Origin of the sequence: Siccirubricoccus sp. G192 (assembly GCF_019084075.1) — a bacterium.
GTDB lineage: Bacteria > Pseudomonadota > Alphaproteobacteria > Acetobacterales > Acetobacteraceae > G192.
In genome coordinates, this window is the sequence record NZ_JAHREN010000001.1 from 4,471,138 (window position 1) to 4,490,066 (window position 18,929).

Here is an 18,929-nt window from a genome sequence, read left to right on the forward strand (position 1 = left end):
GGCGCGGGTTTCAGGCCACGCCGGCGAAGCGCAGCAGGTCCACCATGCGGAAATCCTCGCCGGTCCTGGAGGCGTCGATGGTCGGCAGGAAGGGCTCCCAATCCGGGTCCTGCGAGAGGTAGGAGGTGCGGTCGCCCTCCAGCAGGCCGAGGAAGACCTCGGTGACGATCCGGCCGCCGACCGGGCCGAGACGCTCGCCATTCTGCACCACCGCGGCCTCGCGCAGCACGTAGAACCAGAGCGGCGTGTGGTCGTCGAGCCCATGCGGCTTCAGCGCCGAGAGGTCGCCATCCGAGAGCACCGGCAATTGCATTGCCTTCGCCACCCGCTGCCCGGAGGGCAGCGCGAAGGTGAGGTGCCGGAGCAGGTTGCGCTGCGCCAGCGAGGCGGGGTTGGTCGCCCCCGGATTCGGCACCACCGATCCAGGCAGGTGGAAGAGCGGCGTCGAGAGCGTGGTATCGATCTTCTTGTTGGGCTTCACCTGGCCATCGCCGAAATCGAAGAAGGTCGGCCAGTCGATGAAGCGGCGCGGCGCCCGCCTCCCGCCCGAGAGGTCATCCGGATCGGCGGGGTCGGAGGGTGTGGGCGTGAAGATCATGGCGAAGAAGGGGCCGCCGCCATTGCCGGTGAAATTGGCACGGTAGGAGGGCCGCACCTGGCTATGGCCGAAGCGGTAGGCGCCGACCGAGAATTCCACGGGGATATAGGGCTCGTTGCGCCAATTGGCAAGATTTGCGGCCGTTCTGCAGCACGTCGTCCACCACCGCGTCGCCGCAGGTGCGGCGCAGGAATTCATGGACCACGATCCATTGGTAGTGCCAGCGCACGATCCGCTGCGCCTCGGTGAAGACCGGCCCGGGCTCGGTGAGCCCGATCTCGTTCTGCACGTAATCGACGACGGCATTGTGGGATTTCAGGAAGGCTACCTGCAACTGCGAGATGACGAGGTTCTCGTCGTCGCGCGGGTCGCCGATCAGCGCGACATTCTGGCTGTTGCGCGGCAGGTCCTGCCTGCCCGGCGTGCCGCATTCCTCCAGCAGGAATTCGATGCCGCGGCCGCCAAGCTGGTCATAGAGATGCGGGCTGCCGCCGGGCCCGGCGCCATAGACATTGTCGAGCCCGAAGCTCGGGGTGCGGAAATTCGCGATCTGCTCGGGATCGACCTGGCGTTCGAGGCTGGAGGTCGGGTCAAAGGTCATGTCGTGGTCGAGGAATTGGCCGAGGAAGGTCATCCCGGCGGTAAGTGACGGATTGTTGGGGTTGTTGGCCGAGAGCGCGGGGTCGGTGAGCAGCGCCTCCGGGCCGGCCCCGAGCTCGTCCCCCGCATCCATGATGCCGCCGGGCTTGCCGATCTCCATGAGCGCGGCGCGGCTCATCGGCGTATCGGAGGCGAAGGCGGGGAGCTTGCCGAATAGCCGGCCGAAACGGCCGGAGGCGAAATAGTCGGACAGGGGCGGGATGATATCCTTCGGATAGACGCCATGACGGGCCATGGTTTCCTCCCGTTGTTCTTCCCGGATGACATTTTTTGCAATGATCCGGCCCTGCCGCGGACCGGTCGTTCCATGCTAGGGCATTAGCCTGGCAAGTGGCACCGCGCATTGATTGCAGGGCAGTGAAACTGCTCGCGACATCCGGCGAGGAGGCGCCTTGGCCTATCGTGCCCGGGCGATGCAGAACTCCACGATGCCGGCCAGCGCCCGCCGCTCCGCGCCATCGGGGAAATGCGCCAGCGCCGCGAGCGCGGCATCGCCATAGGCACGCGCCCGCTCCACCGTGTCGCGCAGCGCGCCATGGCGTTGCATCAGGCCGAGCGCCTCCGCCAGGTCGGCCTCGCCCTGTTCGCGCCCCTCCAAGGTGCGGCGCCAGAAGCCGCGCTCGGCTTCCGAGCCGCGGGCGAAGGCCAGCAGCACCGGCAGGGTGATCTTGCCCTCGCGGAAATCATCGCCGACCGTCTTGCCGAGCCGCTCCTGCTCGGCCGAATAGTCCAGCGCGTCGTCCACTAGTTGGAAGGCGATGCCGAGGTTGCGGCCATAGGCGTCGAGCGCCGCCTCCTCCACCGCCGGGCGCTCCGCGACCACGGCGCCGACCCGCGTCGCCGCGGCAAACAACGCCGCGGTCTTGCCCTCCACTACCTGCAGGTATTGCGCCTCGGTCGTGGTGGTGTCGTTCTGGGTCACGAGCTGCAGCACCTCGCCCTCGGCGATGGTCGCGGCCGCTTCGGAGAGGATGGCCAGCACCCGCAGCGACCCGTCCTCCACCATCAGCTGGAAGGCGCGGGCAAAGAGGAAATCGCCGACCAGCACCGAGGGCTTGTTGCCGAACAGCGCATTGGCGCTGGCCTGGCCGCGGCGCAGCGCGCTTTCATCCACCACGTCGTCATGCAGCAGGGTGGCGGTGTGGATGAACTCCACGCAGGCGGCCAGCGCCACATGCCGCTGCCCCCCCGTAACCACATAGCCGCGCCGCCGCCAGGGTGAGCAGCGGCCGGAGCCGCTTGCCGCCGGCCGCCACGATATGCGCCGCAAGCTGCGGAATGAGCGCGACCGGGCTCTGCATCCGGTCGACGATGAGGCGGTTGCAGGATTCGAGATCGGCCTGGACAAGCGTGATCAGCGCGTCCAGCGCGCCTTCGGCGCCGGCAGCAGCAGGCTTGATCGGCGAGGCTTCGGGCATGGTACCCGCTTCCGCATCCACTTCGCTTGACCCTGGCATGGAGGGCGGCACCATAACCACGCGGTCCTTTGGCGGCAAGCACAGCAAAATCAAGGATTTCAACCCAAGATGCAGGTGGTGGCGCAGAGCACCGATCCGGTGCGCATCAGCTTCCTCGCGGCCCTGCTGCGCGATGCCGGCATCGCCTGCATGGTGCTGGATGCGCATATCAGCGCCATGGAGGGCGGCATCGGCGCCTTCCCCCGCCGCCTCGCGGTGCCCAGCGAGGATGCCGCCCGGGCCCGCCAGGTGCTGGCCGAGGCCGGCGAATGAGCGGGCCGCCCCCGGATCTGACGGAAGACCGCCTGCTCGGCGGCAGGGTGTTGCTGCGCCAGCCTCGGCGCGGGCTGCGGGCGGGGCTCGATGCCGTGCTGCTGGCCGCCGGCATCCCGGCCCGGCCGGGGCAGCGCGTGCTGGAGGCCGGCTGCGGCAGCGGCGCCGGCTTCCTCTGCCTGGCCGCGCGGGTGCCGGGGCTGCGGATCACGGCGGTGGAGCGCGACCCTGCCCTGGCGGCGCTGGCCAGTGCCAATGCGGCGGCGAATGGCTGGGCCGGCCAGGTGGAGGTGATCTGCGGCGACATCCGCGACCCCGCTTTGGCACGCGGCCTGCCCCTTTGCGACCATGCCTTCGCCAACCCGCCCTATTGGCCCGGCGGCAGCCCGCCGCCGGAACTGGTGCGGCGCCACGCCACGCATGAGGCCGGCGCCGGGCTGGAGGCCTGGGCCGGCTTCCTCGCCGCCGGCCTCGCGCCGCGCGGCAGCCTCACCCTGGTGCTGCCCGCGACGCGGCTGGCGGCCGGGATGGCGGCGCTGGCGGCGACGGGCTGCGGCGGCGTGCGGCTGCTCCCCTTCTGGCCGAAGGCGGGGCAGCCGGCCAAGCGCCTGCTGTTGCAGGCCTGCCGCGGCGGCCGCGGCCCGGCGCGGATCGAGCCGGGCCTGGTGCTGCACGAAGCCGACGGGCGCTTCACCGCGGCGGCGGAGGCGGTGCTGCGGGATGCGGCGGGGGTTTAGTTGCGTGGTGGCAGGCCCTATTGATCCGGTTTGGGTGCTCTTGAGGGCAAGTAGGATCGGCCCAGATGGGCGGCATGAAGCATGTGGACATGCGCAAGCTGCCGGCGGCGGCGCAAGAGGAACGCCGGCGACAGGTGATCGGGCTACGCCAAGCTGGCCAGACCTATGATGCCATTGCGGCGCAGGTGGGGCTGAGCCCGACCGGGGTATTCGACATCGTCAAGCGCTACGCTGAGCGGGGCGCGGCCGGGCTGCAGACTGGTCCGCGCGGGCCGGAGCCGGGGCATGGACGGTTCCTTGGCGCCGAGGAGGAGTTGGAGGCCCAGGTCCTGATCCAGCGCCACACACCTGACGAGTTGGGCCTGCCGTTTGCGCTCTGGAGCCGAGCCGCGGTGCGGGAGTTGATCTGGCAGCGCTTCGGGGTGCGGCTGGCGGTGCGCACCATGGGCACCTACCTGGCGCGCTGGGGCTTCACCGCCCAGAAGCCGCTGCGACGGGCCTACGAGCAGGACCCGGCAGCGGTGCGGCGCTGGCTGCGGCACGATTACCCGGCGATTGCCGCCCGGGCCAAAGCCGAGGGTAGCGTTGTCTTCTGGGGTGATGAGACCGGCCTGCGCTCTGATGACGTGCGCGGCCGCAGCTACGCGCCCCGGGGCCGCACGCCAGAGGTGCGGGTCAACCACAAGCGGGCCAACCTCGGCCTGATCTCGGCGGTGACCAACAAGGGCGAGCTGCGCTGGATGGTGCTGGACGGCGCCATCACGGCACCGGACCTGCTCCGCTTCCTCGCCCGTCTGGTCCGGGATGCCGGCCAGAAAGTCGTCCTCATCCTCAACCGCCTGCCGGTCCATCGCTCGGCCAAGGTCCGTGACTGGCTCGTCGGGCGCGAGGCCGAGATCGAGGTGTTCTACCTCCCCGGCTACAGCCCCGAGCTCAATCCGGACGAGGGCGTCAACGGCGACCTGAAGCAGGCGGTCACCCGCCAGGAGCCGGCACGCAGCAAGGCGCAGCTCAAGCGTGCCGCCATCGGCCACATGCGCAAGCTGTCGAAGCTACCCGATCGCGTCCGCAGCTTCTTCGGGCATAGGACCTTTCGCTACGCTGCATAGCCCAAGATTACCCAGGCCGGATCAATAATTCACCCCGACGGCGCCGCCCATCACATCGCCGATGCCGCGATGGATCACCAGGTCGGCCAGGGGATCGAGTCCGGTCGCCTCGTTGTTGACGATCACCAGCCGCGCGCCATTGCCCTTGGCCATCTCCGGGAAGCCGGCGGCCGGATAGACGACGAGCGAGGAGCCCAGCACGATGCAGAGGTCCGCGGCCAGGATCTCGGCCTCGGCCCGCAGCATCGCGGCCTCCGGCATCGCCTGGCCGAAGCTGACCGTCGCCGTCTTGATGAGCCCGCCGCAGGCCGTGCAGCCATGCACCTCGCCCTCGCGCTCGAACGCCTCCCGCAGGGCGTCGATTTCGTAGCGCCGGCTGCAATCCAGGCAATGCGCATAGGTCGAGTTGCCATGCAGCTCGATCACCTGGTCCTCCGGGATGCCTGAGGCCTGGTGCAGCCCGTCGATGTTCTGGGTGATGACCGAAGCCGCCTTGCCCTCGCGCAGCAGCCGCGCCACCGCCCGGTGCCCGCGATTCGGCTCGGCCGCGCGCATCACCGGCTCGCTGGCGAATTTGCGGCGCCAGGCTTCCCGCCGCAGGGCGGCGGAGGCGATGTAGTCCTGGAAATAGATGGGCTTCATCTGCGCCCAGATGCCGGTCGGGCTGCGGAAGTCGGGGATGCCGGATTCGGTGCTGATGCCGGCGCCGGTGAAGACCACGGCGCGGCGGGAGGCCGCGATCATCCGCCGCAGTTCGGCAATCTCCCGCGCCTGGTCCGTCACGGCAGCACCTTCCCCGGATTCATCAGCCCCTTAGGGTCGATGGCCGCCTTGATGCCGCGCATCAGTTCCACCGCCACCGGGTCCTTGTGCGTCGCCATGGCATGGCGCTTGGATTGCCCGATGCCATGCTCGGCCGAGAAGCTGCCGCCCAGTTCCACCGCGATGGCATTGACCAGCGGCTCCGCCTCGGCGGCGCGGGCCAGCCATTCGTCGCGCCCCATGCCCTCCGGCGCCATCAGGCCGAGATGCATGTTGCCGTCCCCGGCATGGCCGACCGCGACCATTCGGCCTTCCGGCCAGCGCGCGGCCAGTTCCCGCTCCGCCCGCGCCAGGAATCCCGGCACGGCGGAAACCGGCACGGCGGTATCGGTGCTGACCGAGGGGCCGGCCGCGCGGGTGCATTCCGGGTAGTGCTCGCGGATGCGCCAGAAGGCGGCGCGGTGCTCCTCGTTCTCGGCCAGCACGGCGTCGGTGGCCTCGCCGGCCTCGATGGCCTCGGCCAGGGTGTCCTCCAGCATGGCGCGCAGCGGCACGGCGGGGTGCGAGGCAGCCAGTTCCACCATCACATACCAGGGGCTGTCGAGCGGCATCGGCATGCGCACGCGCTGGCCGTGGCGCTCCACGATCTCCATGCAGCGCTTCAGGATGAGCTCGAAGGCGATCACCTCGGCGCCGCTCGACATCACGCGGGAGAGCAGGTTCAGCGCCGCCTCCGGCGAGGCGACCGCGACGAAACCGGTCTCCACCCGCTTCAGCGCCGGCACGATGCGGAGCGCGGCCGCGGTGATGACGCCGAGCGTCCCCTCGCCGCCCAGGAACAGGTGGCGCAGCGCATAGCCGCTGTTGTCCTTCCGCACGCGGCGGAGGTCGTTCAGCACGCGGCCATCCGGCAGCACCACCTCCAGCCCCAGCACCAGGTCCCGCGCATTGCCCCAGCGGATGGTGCGGATGCCGCCGGCATTGGTGGAGAGCGCGCCGCCCACCTGCGCCGAGCCCTGCGCCCCCCCAGGAGAGCGGGAAGAGCCGGTCCACCGCAGCCGCCGCCTCCTGCACCTGCTGGATGATGCAGCCGGCCTCCGCCACCAGCGAGAAGTCGCGCGCATCGACATCGCGGATGCGGTTGAGGCGCTCCAGGCTCAGCACCACGGCGGGCGGGCCGTTCTCCTGCACCACGGCGCCGCCGCAGAGGCCGGTGCGGCCGCCGGCCGGGACGATGGCAAGGCCCGCCTCGGCGCAGGCGCGCACCGCCGCCGAGACCTCCGCCACCGTGCCGGGCCTGAGCACCGCCTGCGGCATGCCGTGATAGGCACCGCGCCAATCCACCGCATAGGGCGCGAGATCGGCGGGATCGCGCAGGCAGTTCCGGGGGCCGAGGGTCTCGGCCAGCATGTCGAGGGGGCTCATGGCCCGGGAGTTTCCGCTGCCGCCGGGGCGGCTTCAAGCCCCCTGGCCTGGCGCCGGGTGCCGTCCTAGCCTTGCGCGCAGAACCGGCTTCGGGGGGAAGCGATCATGGTGCATTTCGGCCCGATGAGGCGGCAGGCATGAGCGGCGCCCTGCCCGCCGGCACGGATTACGTGGTGGTCGGCGCCGGCTCCGCGGGCTGCGCCCTGGCGGCGCGGCTTTCGGAAGACCCTGCGGTTCGCGTGGTGCTGCTGGAGGCCGGCGCGCGGGACTGGAACCCCTGGCTGCATGTGCCGATCGGCTATGCCAAGACCATGTACCACCCGACCCTCTCCTGGAACCTGATGACGGAGGCGGAACCGGAGCTGGAGGGCCGCCGCATCCCCTGGCCGCGTGGCCGCGTGCTGGGCGGCTCCTCCGCCATCAACGGGCTGCTCTATGTGCGCGGCCAGCACGCGGATTACGACCATTGGCGCCAGCTCGGCTGCACCGGCTGGTCCTTCGAGGATGTGCTGCCCTGTTTCCGCCGCGCCGAGGACCAGGAGCGCGGCGCCGACGACCTGCACGGCAGCGGCGGTCCGCTGGCGGTGAGCGACCTGCGCGAGCGCAACCCGCTGGCGCTGGCCTTCATCGAGGCGGCGGTGGAACTCGGCTTCCCGCGCAACCCCGATTTCAACGGCCCCACCCAGGAAGGCGCCGGCCTCTACCAGGTGACGGCGCGAGGGGGCTGGCGGTGCAGCGCCGCCAAGGCCTATCTGCGCCCCGCGGCGAAGCGGCCGAATCTCCTGGTGGTGACGGGCGCGCAATCCACCGGCCTGGTGCTGGAGGGCCGCCGCGCCGCCGGCGTCCGGCTGCGGCGGGACGGTGCGGAGCATGTGCTGCGCGCGACGCGGGAGGTGATCCTCTGCGGCGGCGCCATCGCCTCGCCGCATCTGCTGCTGCTCTCCGGCATCGGCCCGGCGGAGCATCTGCGGGAGACGGGCATTGCCGTGGCGCATGACCTGCCGGGCGTCGGGCGCAACCTGCAGGACCATTTCCAGGCGCGGCTGGCCTTCCGCGTGACGAAGCCCGTTTCGCTCAATACCAAGCGGCACAGCCTGTTCGGGCGCTTCCTGATGGGGGCCGGATTCGCGCTGCGCCGCACCGGGCCGCTGACGGTCAGCGCCGGCACGGCGGGGCTCTTCGCGCGCGTGCTGCCGGGCAGCGAGACGCCGGATGTGCAGTACCATTTCCTGCCCTTCAGCACCGACAAGACCATGCTGGAACTGCACCCCTTCCCCGGCCTCACCATCAGCGCCTGCCAGTTGCGGCCGGAGAGCCGCGGCAGCATCACGCTGCGCAGCCCTGACCCGGGCGAGAAGGCGGTGATCCACGCCAATTACCTGGCGACCGAGACCGACCGGCGCTGCATGGTCGAGGGCGTGAAGCTCGGCCGCCGCCTGGCCGCGACCCGGGCCATGGCGCCCTGGATCGCCGGGGAGGTGATTCCCGGCGCGGAACACGCCACGGATGACGAGATCCTTGGCTTCATCCGCCGCACCGGCTCGACCATCTACCATCCCTCCGGCACCTGCCGCATGGGCGGCGACCCGGAAAGCGTGGTGGACCCCGCGTTGCGGGTGCGCGGCATCGAGGGGTTGCGGGTGGCCGATGCCTCCATCATGCCCACGGTGGTCTCGGGCAATACCAATGCCGCCTGCATCATGATCGGCGAGAAATGCGCCGATCTGGTACGGGCCGAGGCGCGGCAGCGGCTGGCGGCCTGACCCCGGCGGGAATCATGGCAGTGGCGTATCAATCCGCTTGAAGTCCTCCGCGCCGGCGTTCCACCCTCCGCCTGGCAGGAACAGGCAGGACAGGACCGCCATGCCCCTCGGTTTTCGCCCCGGCGCGGCCGCGCGCCGCCGTGGCGCCACGCTTGGGGCCAGGCTGCTGCCGGGCCTACAGCGGCGTGCCGAATTGATGGTTCGGCACGCCGCTGTAGCCTGTTGTTTGGTGAGCAGATTCACGCCTCCGGGCGGTTCCGCCCTGCGGCGGTCCGCTCTAGCGGCGCTTCTCCTCCTGGCCGCCTGCGAGAGCCTGCATGTGCCGATGAACCGCCCCCTGCCGATGGACGCGGCGGGGCGGCCGGATTTCGCCGCCAATTACGGACCCGGGCGCTTCGCGGCGGAGATCCTGGGCGGCACCTCCACCTGGCCGGCCGCCCGCAGCGACCTGCTGGTGCTGCTGGCCTTCTCAGGCGGCGGTAAGCGGTCCGCGGCCTTCGCGCATGGGGCGCTGCGCGGCCTGCGCGACATACCGGTGCGCCCGGCGGGCCGGCCCGGCTGGACGCTGCTGGAGGATGTCGACTACATCTCCGGCGTCTCCGGCGGCAGCTTCCCGGCCGTGCATTACGGCCTCCACCGCGAGCGCAGCTTCGAGACCTTCCCCCGGGAATTCCTCAAGCGCGACATCAATGCGCATATCTGGGGCATCTACCTGCTGCCCTGGAACTGGGACTGGCTGGCCAATCCGCTGGTCGGCACCAATGACTACATGGCCGCGGTCTATGACCAACTCATGTTCCGTGGCGCGACCTATGCCGATCTTCTCCGCCGCGGGCCGCCGCTCATCTCCGTCAATGCCACCGACATCGTCAATGAGGTGGCCTTCCCCTTCCTGGGCGGCACCTTCGGGATGCTCTGCTCGGACCTGAATTCCTTTCCGCTGGCGCGGGCGGTCGCGGCCAGCAATGCCTTCCCGATCCTGTTCAGCCCGATCACGCTGGAGAACCACGCCGAAAAATGCCACGGGCTTCGCCCGCCCCTGGACCCGACCGCCCGATGGGCGCAATCCGCGAGCGCGACCATGCGGCGGGCCGAGCTGGCGCGCATCGCCAATCTCTATGCCGACCCCGGGCAGACCCGATGGGTGCACCTGATGGATGGCGGCATCGCCGACAACCTGGCGCTGCGCGGGCTGCTGAACATCCTCACCGGGCTGGAGGCGAACGACACGCTGGCCCGCCAGGTGGCGCTGCGCACGCGCCGCATCCTGCTGCTCAGCGTGGATGGGGAGGCCCTGCCGGACCGGGCGCTCGGGCAGCGGCGGGTCGTGAGCGGGCTCACGCAGATCTTCTCGGCCGTCTCCAGCACCCAGATAGACGCCTATAATTCCGAGACCCTGGCCCTCACCGCCGAACAGGTGAGGCAGATGACGGAGCGCTTCCGCACGCTCCGCTGCGGCGAGGCGCGGGAGGTGAATGGCCATCCCTGCGGCGATGTCGAGGGAACGGTGGTGCATCTCGCGCTGTCCGGCATCGCCGACCCCGCGGACCGCCTGCGGCTGCAGGCCATTCCCACGGGGCTGACGATCCCGGATGCCGACGTGGACGCGCTGGTGGGCTATGGCGAGCGCATGGTGCGCGACCATCCGGTGATCCGCGCCTATGTCGCCGCCAGCGGCGAGAACGGCATCGTCACCGCAGGCAGCGGCAGGGCGCCCCGCCTGCGTGGCATGGCGGGTCGCTAGAGCGTGATCGCTTGAGGTGCTCGCACCGAAAAGCGTGAATCACGCGATCAAACAAAGGCCTGGAGCATGATGCGTGAACGAAGGTGAACGCATCATGCTCTAGGCGCATGGCCCGGCGGGTTCACCGCCGGTGGAAGCCGCCGCCGAACCCGCCCTCTCCGCCTTCCCGGAAGCCGCGTGCGCCGCCCTCCCCGCCGCTGCGCCCGCCCGCGAAGCCGCCGCCGAATTGGCGCTGGCGCTGCTCGCCGCCCAGCCGGGCCTGGCGATCCTGCTCCAGTTGCGACCAGCTTGAGCTCTGCGCCCCCTGGCGGTTGGCGCGCGGATTGCCCTGGGACGTGCCGGCCGCATTGCGCTGGCCCTGCTGGCTGCCGGCATTCGGCCGCGAATTTGGCTGGGAGGCGCCGAGCGGATTCTGCTGCGCCCCGGTATTGCCCGAGCGGGTCGGCGGCTGCACCGGCTGCCAGGAGCCGTTGTTCCATTTGGACCAGCCGTCATCGGTATGCCGATAGGCATTGCCGTCATGGCCGGCATAGACATTGCCGCCGGCCCCCCGCACCATGCCGCCGCTGTTGTTGGGGCCGCGATAGCCCGCGCCCTCGGCGCCGGTCGAGGAACTGAAGGCCCCGGCCGAGCCCCGGCTGTTGCTGCCGCTTTCCGTATGCACCGTCTGGTTCGGTCCCGCGAAGGTGCTGGAGCCCCAGCGGCTGTAGGCATTGGCATTCTGCGTGGTGCTGCCGGAGACGCCGGTGCGCGGATTGTAGTAGCTGCCATGCGCGGTGCCGCCATCCGGCCCCCATACGGCGCTGCCCCGGGCATAGCCGCCGGTGGAGGGATTGTAGGCCGAGAAGGCCCCGGCGCCGCCATAGGGCCCATAGACCGCGCCGCCCCGCGCATAGGCGCCGGTGGCAGGGTTGTAGGCCGAGCGTCCGGTGGCCGTGGCATAGGGGCCGTAGATGGTCCCGCCGCGCCCCCAGACCCCATTCGCCGGGTTGTAGTAGACGCCGCCCGCATAGGTATAGGGATAGGGCAGATAGGCAGGGACGGGTCCCGGCACGATGACGGGCGGGTAGTGGTAGCCGGTCCCATAGACCAGGACGCCGGCGGTGATCATGCCGGCCATGTAGCCCGCCGTATAACCATAGGTGACCGCGGCCGGCGTCGCCGAATAGACCTTCACATAGGTGGTGTTGTGCATCGGGCTGCTGGCCGGAATGCCATGGATCGCGGGCGGCACGCTGTCGGCCAGGGCCCAGGGCCCGGTCGGGGAAGCGGCGGTGAACCAGGCCCCCTGGTAGCAGGCATAGTATTTGCCGCCGACCTCGAGCACCTCATAGGTGGTGTTCACCGCATAGGCGATAGGGGTCCCCGGTATCGGCCGGAACTGCGGCGTGCCGACATAGGTGACCTCCAGCCGCGCCGTGCTGCGGTCCAGCGTGGCCTGCTGCGGGATCTGGGCCTGCAGCACTGCCTCCTGCGCCTGCGCCGTGCCGGGCACCGAGGGCAGCACGCTGCTGACCGGGCTGTTCTGCGGGATCTGGGCGAAATCGGGCGGCAGGTCGGGGGTGGCGAAGGTCCAGGGGCCGTCCAGGCTGGCGGCGCTGAACCAGCGGCCGGAGACGAGGTAGTAGAAGCGCCCGGTCTGGGTGTGGCGGAACAGGGCGCTGTCGGTATTCGTGGCATATTGCAGGGCGGTCCCGGCGATCGGGCGGAAGGCCGGCGGGCCGGCGGTGACGATGATCTCCGCCGGGCTGGTGCTGACGAAGATGGTGGGCGCGGTGCCGGGCTCCGGCATCCGGCCGGGGATGGCCTTGCGCGCCTCGGCGAAATTCGGGCCGTCCGGAAGGGATTGCAGCGCCGCCTGCATCGGCTGCGGCAGCACCACCGGGCTGAAGGGGCCCGAGGCGGCGGGCGCCGAGAACCAACTGCCATTGTCCAGCAGGTACCAGGTGCCGGACCCGGCCGGGTCGAGGAACACGTCCCAATTCGTATTGGCCGCGAAGGAGAGGCTGGTGCCTGGGACCGGCGCCATCACGGGGTCGCCATCGAAGACCACCAGGCTTGCCGGGCGCGCGCTGTAGAAGATCGCCGGCGGGTCGTTCCTGACCTCGGCCGCCTCCGGTGCCGCGGCATTGTCCCGCAGGCTGATGAGCAGGGTATCGAGCGGCACCTGCTTGAAGGCCAGGTCACTGAGGGAGGCCTTGATGGCGGCCTCGAACTGCGCCGCCTGGCCAGTGTCGAGCGAGGGGAAATGCGAGGAGGTCAGGCGCGGATCGGACAGGATCACCGACCGGGTCGCGAAATCGGTCCGGGTGGCCATGGTGACCTCGATGGTCCCCAGCACCGGCGTGGTGCTCCCGGCCCGGGTGACGGAAACCGCCGCGCGCGCGTTCAGCGTGGTGCGATCGGGCCAGGAGATCGCCTGCGGCTGGTAGACCACGGCGCTGGCGCCGCCCACCGTGACATTGTGCGGCCAGCGTGCCTCGGGTGGCGCCGCCGCCTGCTGCGCCAGGCTGGCGCAGGGCATGGCCAGCGCGATCCAGCACAGGAGCAGGGCCTTGCCGGTCGCCAGTCTTGGTGCCGCACTCATGCCTTCCTCCCAATCGCCTCAAGGCCGGGCACAGGTCGCGCCCGGCCGCCATACCGAGTGCCGGACGGTGGCTACCGTCCCTGCCGCAGCGACATCAGCGCCTCGCGGCAGCCATGCGACAGGGATTCCCGCCGGTCGGCCAGGCAGGCCAAGGCGCGGCCGCCGCCGGGCATCACGCCGCGGCAATGGGTCGCGTAATCGGCGCCGCATTCCTCGCGCAGCACCCCAGCTTCCGCCCGGGGCGGCATCCGCCCCATCGGCGCCGCCGCGCCGCCGGCCGGCGGTGCCGCGGCGCCGGGAACGGCCGCGCCGGATTGCGGCGCGCCCCCGCCGATGGCACCCACCGCCTGCCGGCAATTGGGCGAAAGGCTCGCCATGTTCTGTTGCAGGCAGGCCAGCGACGCCTGGCCGCCGGGGGGGAACACTGGAGCAATGCGCCTGGTAGTCGGCGCGGCAGGAGGACCGGACGGCGCTGGCCTGCGCCTGGCTCGGCTGCTGCGCCGCGGCGAGGCCGGGCATTCCGCCCATGCCAAGCAGCACCAGCACAAGGAACGACATCAACCCCGAAGGGCGCCTGCACTGTTCGACCATTTCCATCCTCCCTTTGTGTTGCCTACCGGAGCGCGGCCGCCGAAACCCAGCCCTGCTGCGCGAAGAACTGCGCGAGCTTCCGGGCCAGGGCCTTGCCTATGCCCTTTCCCTCATCGGCGCTGTCGGCATGGCTGGTTTCCAGGACCCCGTGCATGCCTCCACCGACCGCCGCCGAGGTGGCGAGGCGGCCGGCCACCGCCCCGGCGCCCATGGTCTCCGCCATGCCGGGCGCGCGGCCGCTATCGGCGCTGGCCTCGAAGGACTCCAGCAGCCGCGGCTGCGCCCCGCGCTCGACATAGTAGAGCTGCGCATCCGCGGTCACGCTGCTCCGGCCCGCGCCGAGGCCTATCAGCGTGCGCCGGGTGCGGTTGCCCTCATCGACCGAGACGAGCTGCCCCTCCACCACGGCGACCCTGCCGGGACCGATCCCTTGCAGGCTGCTCACCCGCTCCGCCCGGAGTCCGAGGGAGCGGAAATGCGCGACAAGCTCCTCCGCCAGGCCGGAGGAGGTCGCCCGCGCGGCGGCGAGTTGCTGCCCCGTGCTGCTGCCGCCCGAGGCGGCGCGCATCAGCCGCGCCCCGATGCCCTGGTCCAGCCGCACATCCTGCGGCGTGACGGCGAAATCCAGCACCAGGATACGCTCCGGCTGCGGCAATGGCGCGCCGGCATAGCTGCGCACCTCATCGACCCGAGGCTGGGAGCAGGAGACGCAACCGAGGATCGCCAGGACAGCGAGGGAGCGGGCCGGGAAGCCCCTGCCTGTCGGCGCCAACCAGTTCATGTTCCACCCTCCCTGTTCTGTTTCCGCAGTCTTGCGTCAGTGCGCCGTGCCTGCGAGTTCCCCTGGCCGCCGCCTGGCCTTCCACCCTTCCTCCAGCCGCTGCGCCAGGACGAAGAGCGAGGGCACGAAGAGCACCGCCAGCCCCGTGGAGGCGAGCATGCCGCTGAAGACGCTGAGGCCGAGCGAGGCGCGTGCACTGGCGCCGGCGCCGCTCGCCAGGACCAGCGGCAGGACGCCGAGGATGAAGGCCAGGGAGGTCATCACGATCGGCCGGAGCCGGGCGCGTGCGGCGGCCACCGCCGCCTGGACGATCTCCTCGCCCCCGGCGATCCGCCTTTCGCGGGCGACCTCGACGATCAGGATGGCGTTCTTCGAGGCCAGCGCGATCAGCAGCACCAGGCCGATCTGGGTATAGAGGTTGTTCGCCAGGCCCAACGAGGCCAGCGCGAGGGCCGGCCCGATCAGCGCCAAGGGCACCGCGAGGATGACCGGCAAGGGCGCGATCCAGCTTTCATAGAGCCCGGCGAGGCACAGGTAGACCAGCAATACCGCCAGGCCGAACAGCAAGTAGACCTGGTTGCCGAGCGCCTTCTCCTGGAAGGACATGGCAGTCCATTCATAGCCCGCCCCTGGCGGCAGCGACCTCTCGGCGATCCGTTCCATGAGGTCCAGCGCCTGGCCCGAGCTGAAGCCGGGCGCCGGCGCGCCGACGATGCTCGCGCTCAGATGCAGGTTGTAGAGGCCGATCAGCGAAGGCCCGATATCCAGGCTGACCTGCGCGAAGGCCCCGAGCGGCACCATCTGCCCGTCCTGGCTCCGCAGGTTGAGCCGGAGGATATCCTCCGGCTGCCGGCGGAACCGCGAATCCGCCTGCACATAGACCTGGAAGGTCCGGCCGAATTTATTGAACTGGTTGACATAGCTCGATCCGAGATAGGAGCCGAGCGCGGCGAAGACGTCGCCCACCGCGACACCCAGCGTCTCCGCCTTGGCACGGTCGAGCACCACCCGGAGCTGCGGCGTGCCGGCGCGGAAGCTGCTGACCAGCCGTTGCAGCCCGGACTGCGTCTGCCCATCCGCGATGATCCCCTGGGTGATGCGCTGCAGCTTCCCATAGTCGAAGCTGCCGTCGCGCAGCTCGACCTGCATGGTGAAGCCGCTGGCATTGCCGATGCCCTGGATCGGCGGCGGCACGATGACGAAGGCCTCGGCCTCCGTCATCGCATCGAGCGCCGTCTGGAGGCGGAAGTAGAGCGACCGGAGATCCTGGCCGCTGCCCCGCCCCCGCTCGCTCCAGTCCTTCAGCATCACATAGGCCACGCCGCTGCTGGACAGCGAGGCGTTGTTGTCCAGCACGGAGAGGCCGGCGATCTCGATCACCTGCTCGACGCCGGGGGTGGCGCGGGCGATCCGGCTGGCTTCCGACAGCGCCTCCCGGGTCCGTTCCAGCGAGGCGCCATCCGGCAATTGCACGCCGACCACCACATAGCCCTGATCCTCGATCGGGATAAAGGCGGTGGGCAGCCGGGCGATGCCCCAGATGCCGAGGCCGGCGAGGATCAGCGCGACCGCGCCCATGCCCAGGCTGCGCCCGGCCATCCAGCCGATGAGCCTGGCGTAGCCCCGCTCCAGCGCGTCATAGCCGCGGTTGAAGCCGCGCAGCAGGCGGTTGCGCTGGTCCTGCGGCACCGGGCGGCGCAGCCAGAGCGCGCATTGCGTGGGCTTCAAGGTCGCCGCGTTGATCGCGCTGATGAGCGCCGTCGCCGCCATCACCAGGGCGAACTGGGCATAGATCCTGCCGGTGAGGCCGGGCAGGAAGGCCGCCGGGACGAAGACCGCGATCAGCACCAGCGTGATGCCGGCGATCGGTCCGGTCAGCTCGCGCATGGCGGTGACGGCGGCATCGTGGCTGGACAGGCCGCGCTCCATGTGGCGCGCGGCACCCTCGACCACCACGATGGCGTCGTCCACGACGATGCCGATGGCCAGCACGATCGCGAAGAGGGTGGAGAGGTTCACGGTGAAGCCCAGCGCCGCGATCGCCGCGAAGGTGCCGATGATGGTCACCGGCACGGTGGTCGCCGGCACCAGGGTCGCCCGCCAGTCCTGCAGGAAGACCAGGATGACGACCAGCACCAGCACCGCCGCCTGGATCAGGGTGGCATAGACCTCGTGGATGGAGGTCCTGACGAAGCGGGTGGTGTCGAAGGGGATGCCGTACTCCACGCCCTGCGGGAAGTCGCGGGAGAGTTCCGCCAGCCTCGCCCGCACGCGGTCGGCGACATCGAGCGCATTGGCCGAGGGGGTCTGGAACACCGCGATGCCGGCCGCCGGGCGGCCATCGAGCTGGAAGACCTGGGAATAGGTCTGGGCCCCCAGTTCCACCCGCGCGATGTCCCGGAGCCGGGTGATGCGGCCGGCCTGGGCGCCATCGGTCTTGATGATGATGTCGGCGAATTGCGCCTGGTCGTCCAGCCGCCCTTCCAGGTTCACGGTGTACTGGAAGCCCTGGTACTGCTGCACCGGCGGCGTGCCCACCTGTCCCGCGGCGACCTGCTGGCTCTGCTGCTGGATGGACTGGATCACGTCATTCGGCGTCAGCCCGCGCGCCTGCAGCTTCTCCGGGTCCATCCAGATCCGCATCGCATACTGGCCGGCGCCGAAGATGTTGACATTGGCCACGCCCGGCACGCGGGCGAGCTCGCCAAGCAGGTTGATGGTGGCATAATTGCTGAGATAGAGGCTGTCATGCCGCGCATCCCGGGAGGTGAGCGTGGCGATCAGCAGGATCGCGGTGGATTTCTGCTGCACCGTGACACCCTGCGCCTGCACCGGCTGCGGCAGCGCGGCGAGGGCGCTGGACACCCGGTTCTGCACCAGAATCTGGGCGAGGTTCAGGTCCGTGCCGATCTCGAAGGTCACCGTCAGGGTATAGGTGCCGTCATTCGTGCTGGTGGATTGCATGTAGAGCATGCGGTCCACGCCATTGACCTGCTGCTCGATCGGCAGCGCCACGGTCTCCATGACGGTGCTGGCGCTGGCGCCGGGGTAGCGCGTGGTGACGCTGACCGTTGGCGGCACGACGTTCGGGTATTGCGCGACCGGCAATTGGTACAGCGCCACGGCACCGATCACGACCATGATGGCCGCCAGCACATTGGCGAGCACCGGCCGGTCGATGAAGAATTTCGATATCATGGCGAGGCCAGGGCGGCGCTGGCGGTGCCGGGCGAGATCTGGACAGGCTTGGGCGCGACCTTGCTGCCGGGAATGGCGCGCTGCAGGCGCCCCACCACGACGCGATCCTCCGCGCCAAGCCCGGACTCGATCACCCGCAGGCTGCCGATGAGCGGCCCCGTGCGGACGCTCCGCTGCTCCACCGCATTGTCGCCGTTCACGACAAGCGCGTAGCGCCCGCCCTGGTCGGTGCCGAGGGCCTGGTCCGGGATCAGCAACGCGGTCTGCGGCTGGCCCATGGGGATGCGGATGCGGAGGAAATTGCCGGGCAGCAGGCGCCGGCCGGGATTCGGCAGGATGCCGCGCACCGCCAGGGTGCCGCTCGCGGTATCGACTGCCGGGGCCGCGTAATCCAGGCTGCCCTGATGCGGGTAGCCCTCCTCGTTCATCAGCCCGACCTCGACCGGTATGGTCCCGAGATCGCGCACGGTCGCTCCGCGGCGGGCCAGGTTCGCGCGGATGCGCAGCGCATCCTGCTCGCTGATGTTGAAGTTCACGTAGATCGGGTCGAGTTGCACGATCGTCGCCAGCTTGGTCGGGCCGCTGACGCCCACCAGGTTGCCGGTCGAGACGAGATGCGCGGTCACCAGGCCGTCGAATGGCGCCGTCACCCGGGTATAGCCAAGGCTGATATTGGCGAGGGTCACGCCGGCCTGCTGGTTGACCAGGTTCGCGCGCAGCCCGTCCCTCTGCGCCCGCGCCTGCTCGATGGTGGATTGCGAGGCCCAGTCCTGGCGGGCCAGAGTGGACTGCCGGCGCAATCCCGAATCGGACTGGATGAGCTGCGCCTGGGTCGCATCCACCGCCGACTGCGCCTGCTGGAGCCTCGCCTGGTACTCGACCGGGTCGATGACGAACAGCAGGTCGCCGCGTTTCGCCTCGGCCCCGTCCGCATATTCGATGGAATTCAACACGCCGCCGACGCGCGCGACGATATCGGCGGTCAGATGGGCCTGGGCGCTGCCGGTGGCCTCGAGATAGGGCGTGACGGGGCGCTGCAAGGGCTGCGCGACGGAAACCTGGGGCGGCGGCGGGGTGACGAGCTGGTTCTCTTCCTTGCAGCCATTGAGGCCGCAGAGACACAACAGCGCCGCGGTCAGCGGCCTGATCCATGGCAGGGTAGCGACCGCACCGGCGGCGCCATGTTGCTCGGAGCCCGCGGTGTCGCGCACCATTCGCCTCTCACCCCGGAACATCGGTTCAGA

14 protein-coding genes and 2 pseudogenes are annotated in these 18,929 nt (G+C 70.3%); 5 read left to right on the forward strand and 11 right to left on the reverse strand.

What is annotated here, in order from left to right:
* Positions 1-10: 10 nt before the first annotated feature.
* The 3 genes and pseudogenes from KSF81_RS21635 to KSF81_RS21645 all read right to left on the reverse strand — a co-directional run bounded on the left by KSF81_RS21635 (position 11) and on the right by KSF81_RS21645 (position 2,676).
* On the reverse strand, positions 11-697 hold the full coding sequence (locus KSF81_RS21635) for a hypothetical protein (RefSeq protein WP_217380715.1): 687 nt from the start codon (positions 695-697) through the stop codon (positions 11-13).
* A complete protein-coding gene (locus tag KSF81_RS21640) occupies positions 660-1,493 on the reverse strand; it encodes a peroxidase family protein (protein WP_217380716.1) in 834 nt (277 codons plus the stop codon). Before KSF81_RS21640 ends, KSF81_RS21635 begins: the two co-directional genes overlap by 38 nt.
* A 162-nt stretch (positions 1,494-1,655) precedes the next feature.
* Positions 1,656-2,676, reverse strand: a pseudogene (locus KSF81_RS21645) (polyprenyl synthetase family protein).
* 108 nt (positions 2,677-2,784) lie between these two features.
* Between KSF81_RS21645 and KSF81_RS21650 the strand changes: the two are divergent.
* The 3 genes from KSF81_RS21650 to KSF81_RS21660 all read left to right on the forward strand — a co-directional run bounded on the left by KSF81_RS21650 (position 2,785) and on the right by KSF81_RS21660 (position 4,834).
* On the forward strand, positions 2,785-2,988 hold the full coding sequence (locus KSF81_RS21650; RefSeq protein WP_217380717.1) for a DUF2007 domain-containing protein: 204 nt from the start codon (positions 2,785-2,787) through the stop codon (positions 2,986-2,988).
* Complete coding sequence (locus KSF81_RS21655) at positions 2,985-3,725, forward strand: tRNA1(Val) (adenine(37)-N6)-methyltransferase (RefSeq protein ID WP_217380718.1); 741 nt, start codon at positions 2,985-2,987, stop codon at positions 3,723-3,725. The genes KSF81_RS21650 and KSF81_RS21655 overlap by 4 nt, the downstream gene beginning before the upstream one ends.
* Before the next feature lie 74 nt (positions 3,726-3,799).
* Entirely contained in the window at positions 3,800-4,834 is a 1,035-nt protein-coding gene (locus KSF81_RS21660; protein ID WP_217381808.1) for an IS630 family transposase, read from the forward strand.
* Between the two features lie 21 nt (positions 4,835-4,855).
* On the opposite strand, the gene KSF81_RS21665 is transcribed toward KSF81_RS21660, so the two are convergent.
* The 3 genes and pseudogenes from KSF81_RS21665 to KSF81_RS30285 all read right to left on the reverse strand — a co-directional run.
* A complete protein-coding gene (locus KSF81_RS21665) occupies positions 4,856-5,617 on the reverse strand; it encodes a Sir2 family NAD-dependent protein deacetylase (protein ID WP_217380719.1) in 762 nt (253 codons plus the stop codon).
* Positions 5,614-6,600 carry an FAD-binding oxidoreductase gene (locus tag KSF81_RS21670; protein WP_309139647.1) on the reverse strand — a complete coding sequence of 329 codons (987 nt, stop codon included), beginning with the start codon at positions 6,598-6,600 and terminating at the stop codon, positions 5,614-5,616. Before KSF81_RS21670 ends, KSF81_RS21665 begins: the two co-directional genes overlap by 4 nt.
* Before the next feature lie 76 nt (positions 6,601-6,676).
* A pseudogene (locus KSF81_RS30285) lies at positions 6,677-7,021 on the reverse strand (FAD-binding oxidoreductase); the annotation flags it as partial.
* Positions 7,022-7,158: 137 nt separating this feature from the next.
* Here KSF81_RS30285 and KSF81_RS21675 point away from each other — a divergent pair.
* Positions 7,159-8,784, forward strand: coding sequence for a GMC family oxidoreductase (locus KSF81_RS21675; RefSeq protein WP_217380720.1), 1,626 nt, complete (start codon positions 7,159-7,161; stop codon positions 8,782-8,784).
* Between the two features lie 325 nt (positions 8,785-9,109).
* Positions 9,110-10,528 (forward strand): patatin-like phospholipase family protein, encoded by a 1,419-nt coding sequence (locus tag KSF81_RS21680; RefSeq protein WP_217380721.1) that lies wholly within the window; start codon positions 9,110-9,112, stop codon positions 10,526-10,528.
* Positions 10,529-10,649: 121 nt separating this feature from the next.
* Here KSF81_RS21680 and KSF81_RS21685 read toward each other — a convergent pair whose 3' ends face one another.
* The 5 genes from KSF81_RS21685 to KSF81_RS21705 all read right to left on the reverse strand — a co-directional run bounded on the left by KSF81_RS21685 (position 10,650) and on the right by KSF81_RS21705 (position 18,899).
* Positions 10,650-13,115 carry a hypothetical protein gene (locus KSF81_RS21685; protein WP_217380722.1) on the reverse strand — a complete coding sequence of 822 codons (2,466 nt, stop codon included), beginning with the start codon at positions 13,113-13,115 and terminating at the stop codon, positions 10,650-10,652.
* Between the two features lie 71 nt (positions 13,116-13,186).
* Entirely contained in the window at positions 13,187-13,540 is a 354-nt protein-coding gene (locus KSF81_RS21690) for a hypothetical protein (protein ID WP_217380723.1), read from the reverse strand.
* Positions 13,541-13,728: 188 nt separating this feature from the next.
* On the reverse strand, positions 13,729-14,487 hold the full coding sequence (locus KSF81_RS21695; protein ID WP_217380724.1) for a DUF4410 domain-containing protein: 759 nt from the start codon (positions 14,485-14,487) through the stop codon (positions 13,729-13,731).
* Between the two features lie 36 nt (positions 14,488-14,523).
* Positions 14,524-17,685, reverse strand: coding sequence for an efflux RND transporter permease subunit (locus KSF81_RS21700; protein WP_217380725.1), 3,162 nt, complete (start codon positions 17,683-17,685; stop codon positions 14,524-14,526).
* Entirely contained in the window at positions 17,682-18,899 is a 1,218-nt protein-coding gene (locus KSF81_RS21705; protein WP_217380726.1) for an efflux RND transporter periplasmic adaptor subunit, read from the reverse strand. Before KSF81_RS21705 ends, KSF81_RS21700 begins: the two co-directional genes overlap by 4 nt.
* Between the last annotated feature and the right edge of the window lie 30 nt (positions 18,900-18,929).

Excerpts from the sequence above, each read along its gene's own strand:
- KSF81_RS21640 (WP_217380716.1), bottom strand. The coding sequence starts at position 1,493 with ATGGCCCGTCATGGCGTCTATCCGAAGGATATCATCCCGCCCCTGTCC.
- KSF81_RS21650 (WP_217380717.1), top strand. The coding sequence starts at position 2,785 with ATGCAGGTGGTGGCGCAGAGCACCGATCCGGTGCGCATCAGCTTCCTC.
- KSF81_RS21655 (WP_217380718.1), top strand. The coding sequence starts at position 2,985 with ATGAGCGGGCCGCCCCCGGATCTGACGGAAGACCGCCTGCTCGGCGGC.
- KSF81_RS21660 (WP_217381808.1), top strand. The coding sequence starts at position 3,800 with ATGAAGCATGTGGACATGCGCAAGCTGCCGGCGGCGGCGCAAGAGGAA.
- KSF81_RS21675 (WP_217380720.1), top strand. The coding sequence starts at position 7,159 with ATGAGCGGCGCCCTGCCCGCCGGCACGGATTACGTGGTGGTCGGCGCC.
- KSF81_RS21680 (WP_217380721.1), top strand. The coding sequence starts at position 9,110 with ATGAACCGCCCCCTGCCGATGGACGCGGCGGGGCGGCCGGATTTCGCC.
- KSF81_RS21685 (WP_217380722.1), bottom strand. The coding sequence starts at position 13,115 with ATGAGTGCGGCACCAAGACTGGCGACCGGCAAGGCCCTGCTCCTGTGC.
- KSF81_RS21695 (WP_217380724.1), bottom strand. The coding sequence starts at position 14,487 with ATGAACTGGTTGGCGCCGACAGGCAGGGGCTTCCCGGCCCGCTCCCTC.
- KSF81_RS21700 (WP_217380725.1), bottom strand. The coding sequence starts at position 17,685 with ATGATATCGAAATTCTTCATCGACCGGCCGGTGCTCGCCAATGTGCTG.
- KSF81_RS21705 (WP_217380726.1), bottom strand. The coding sequence starts at position 18,899 with ATGGTGCGCGACACCGCGGGCTCCGAGCAACATGGCGCCGCCGGTGCG.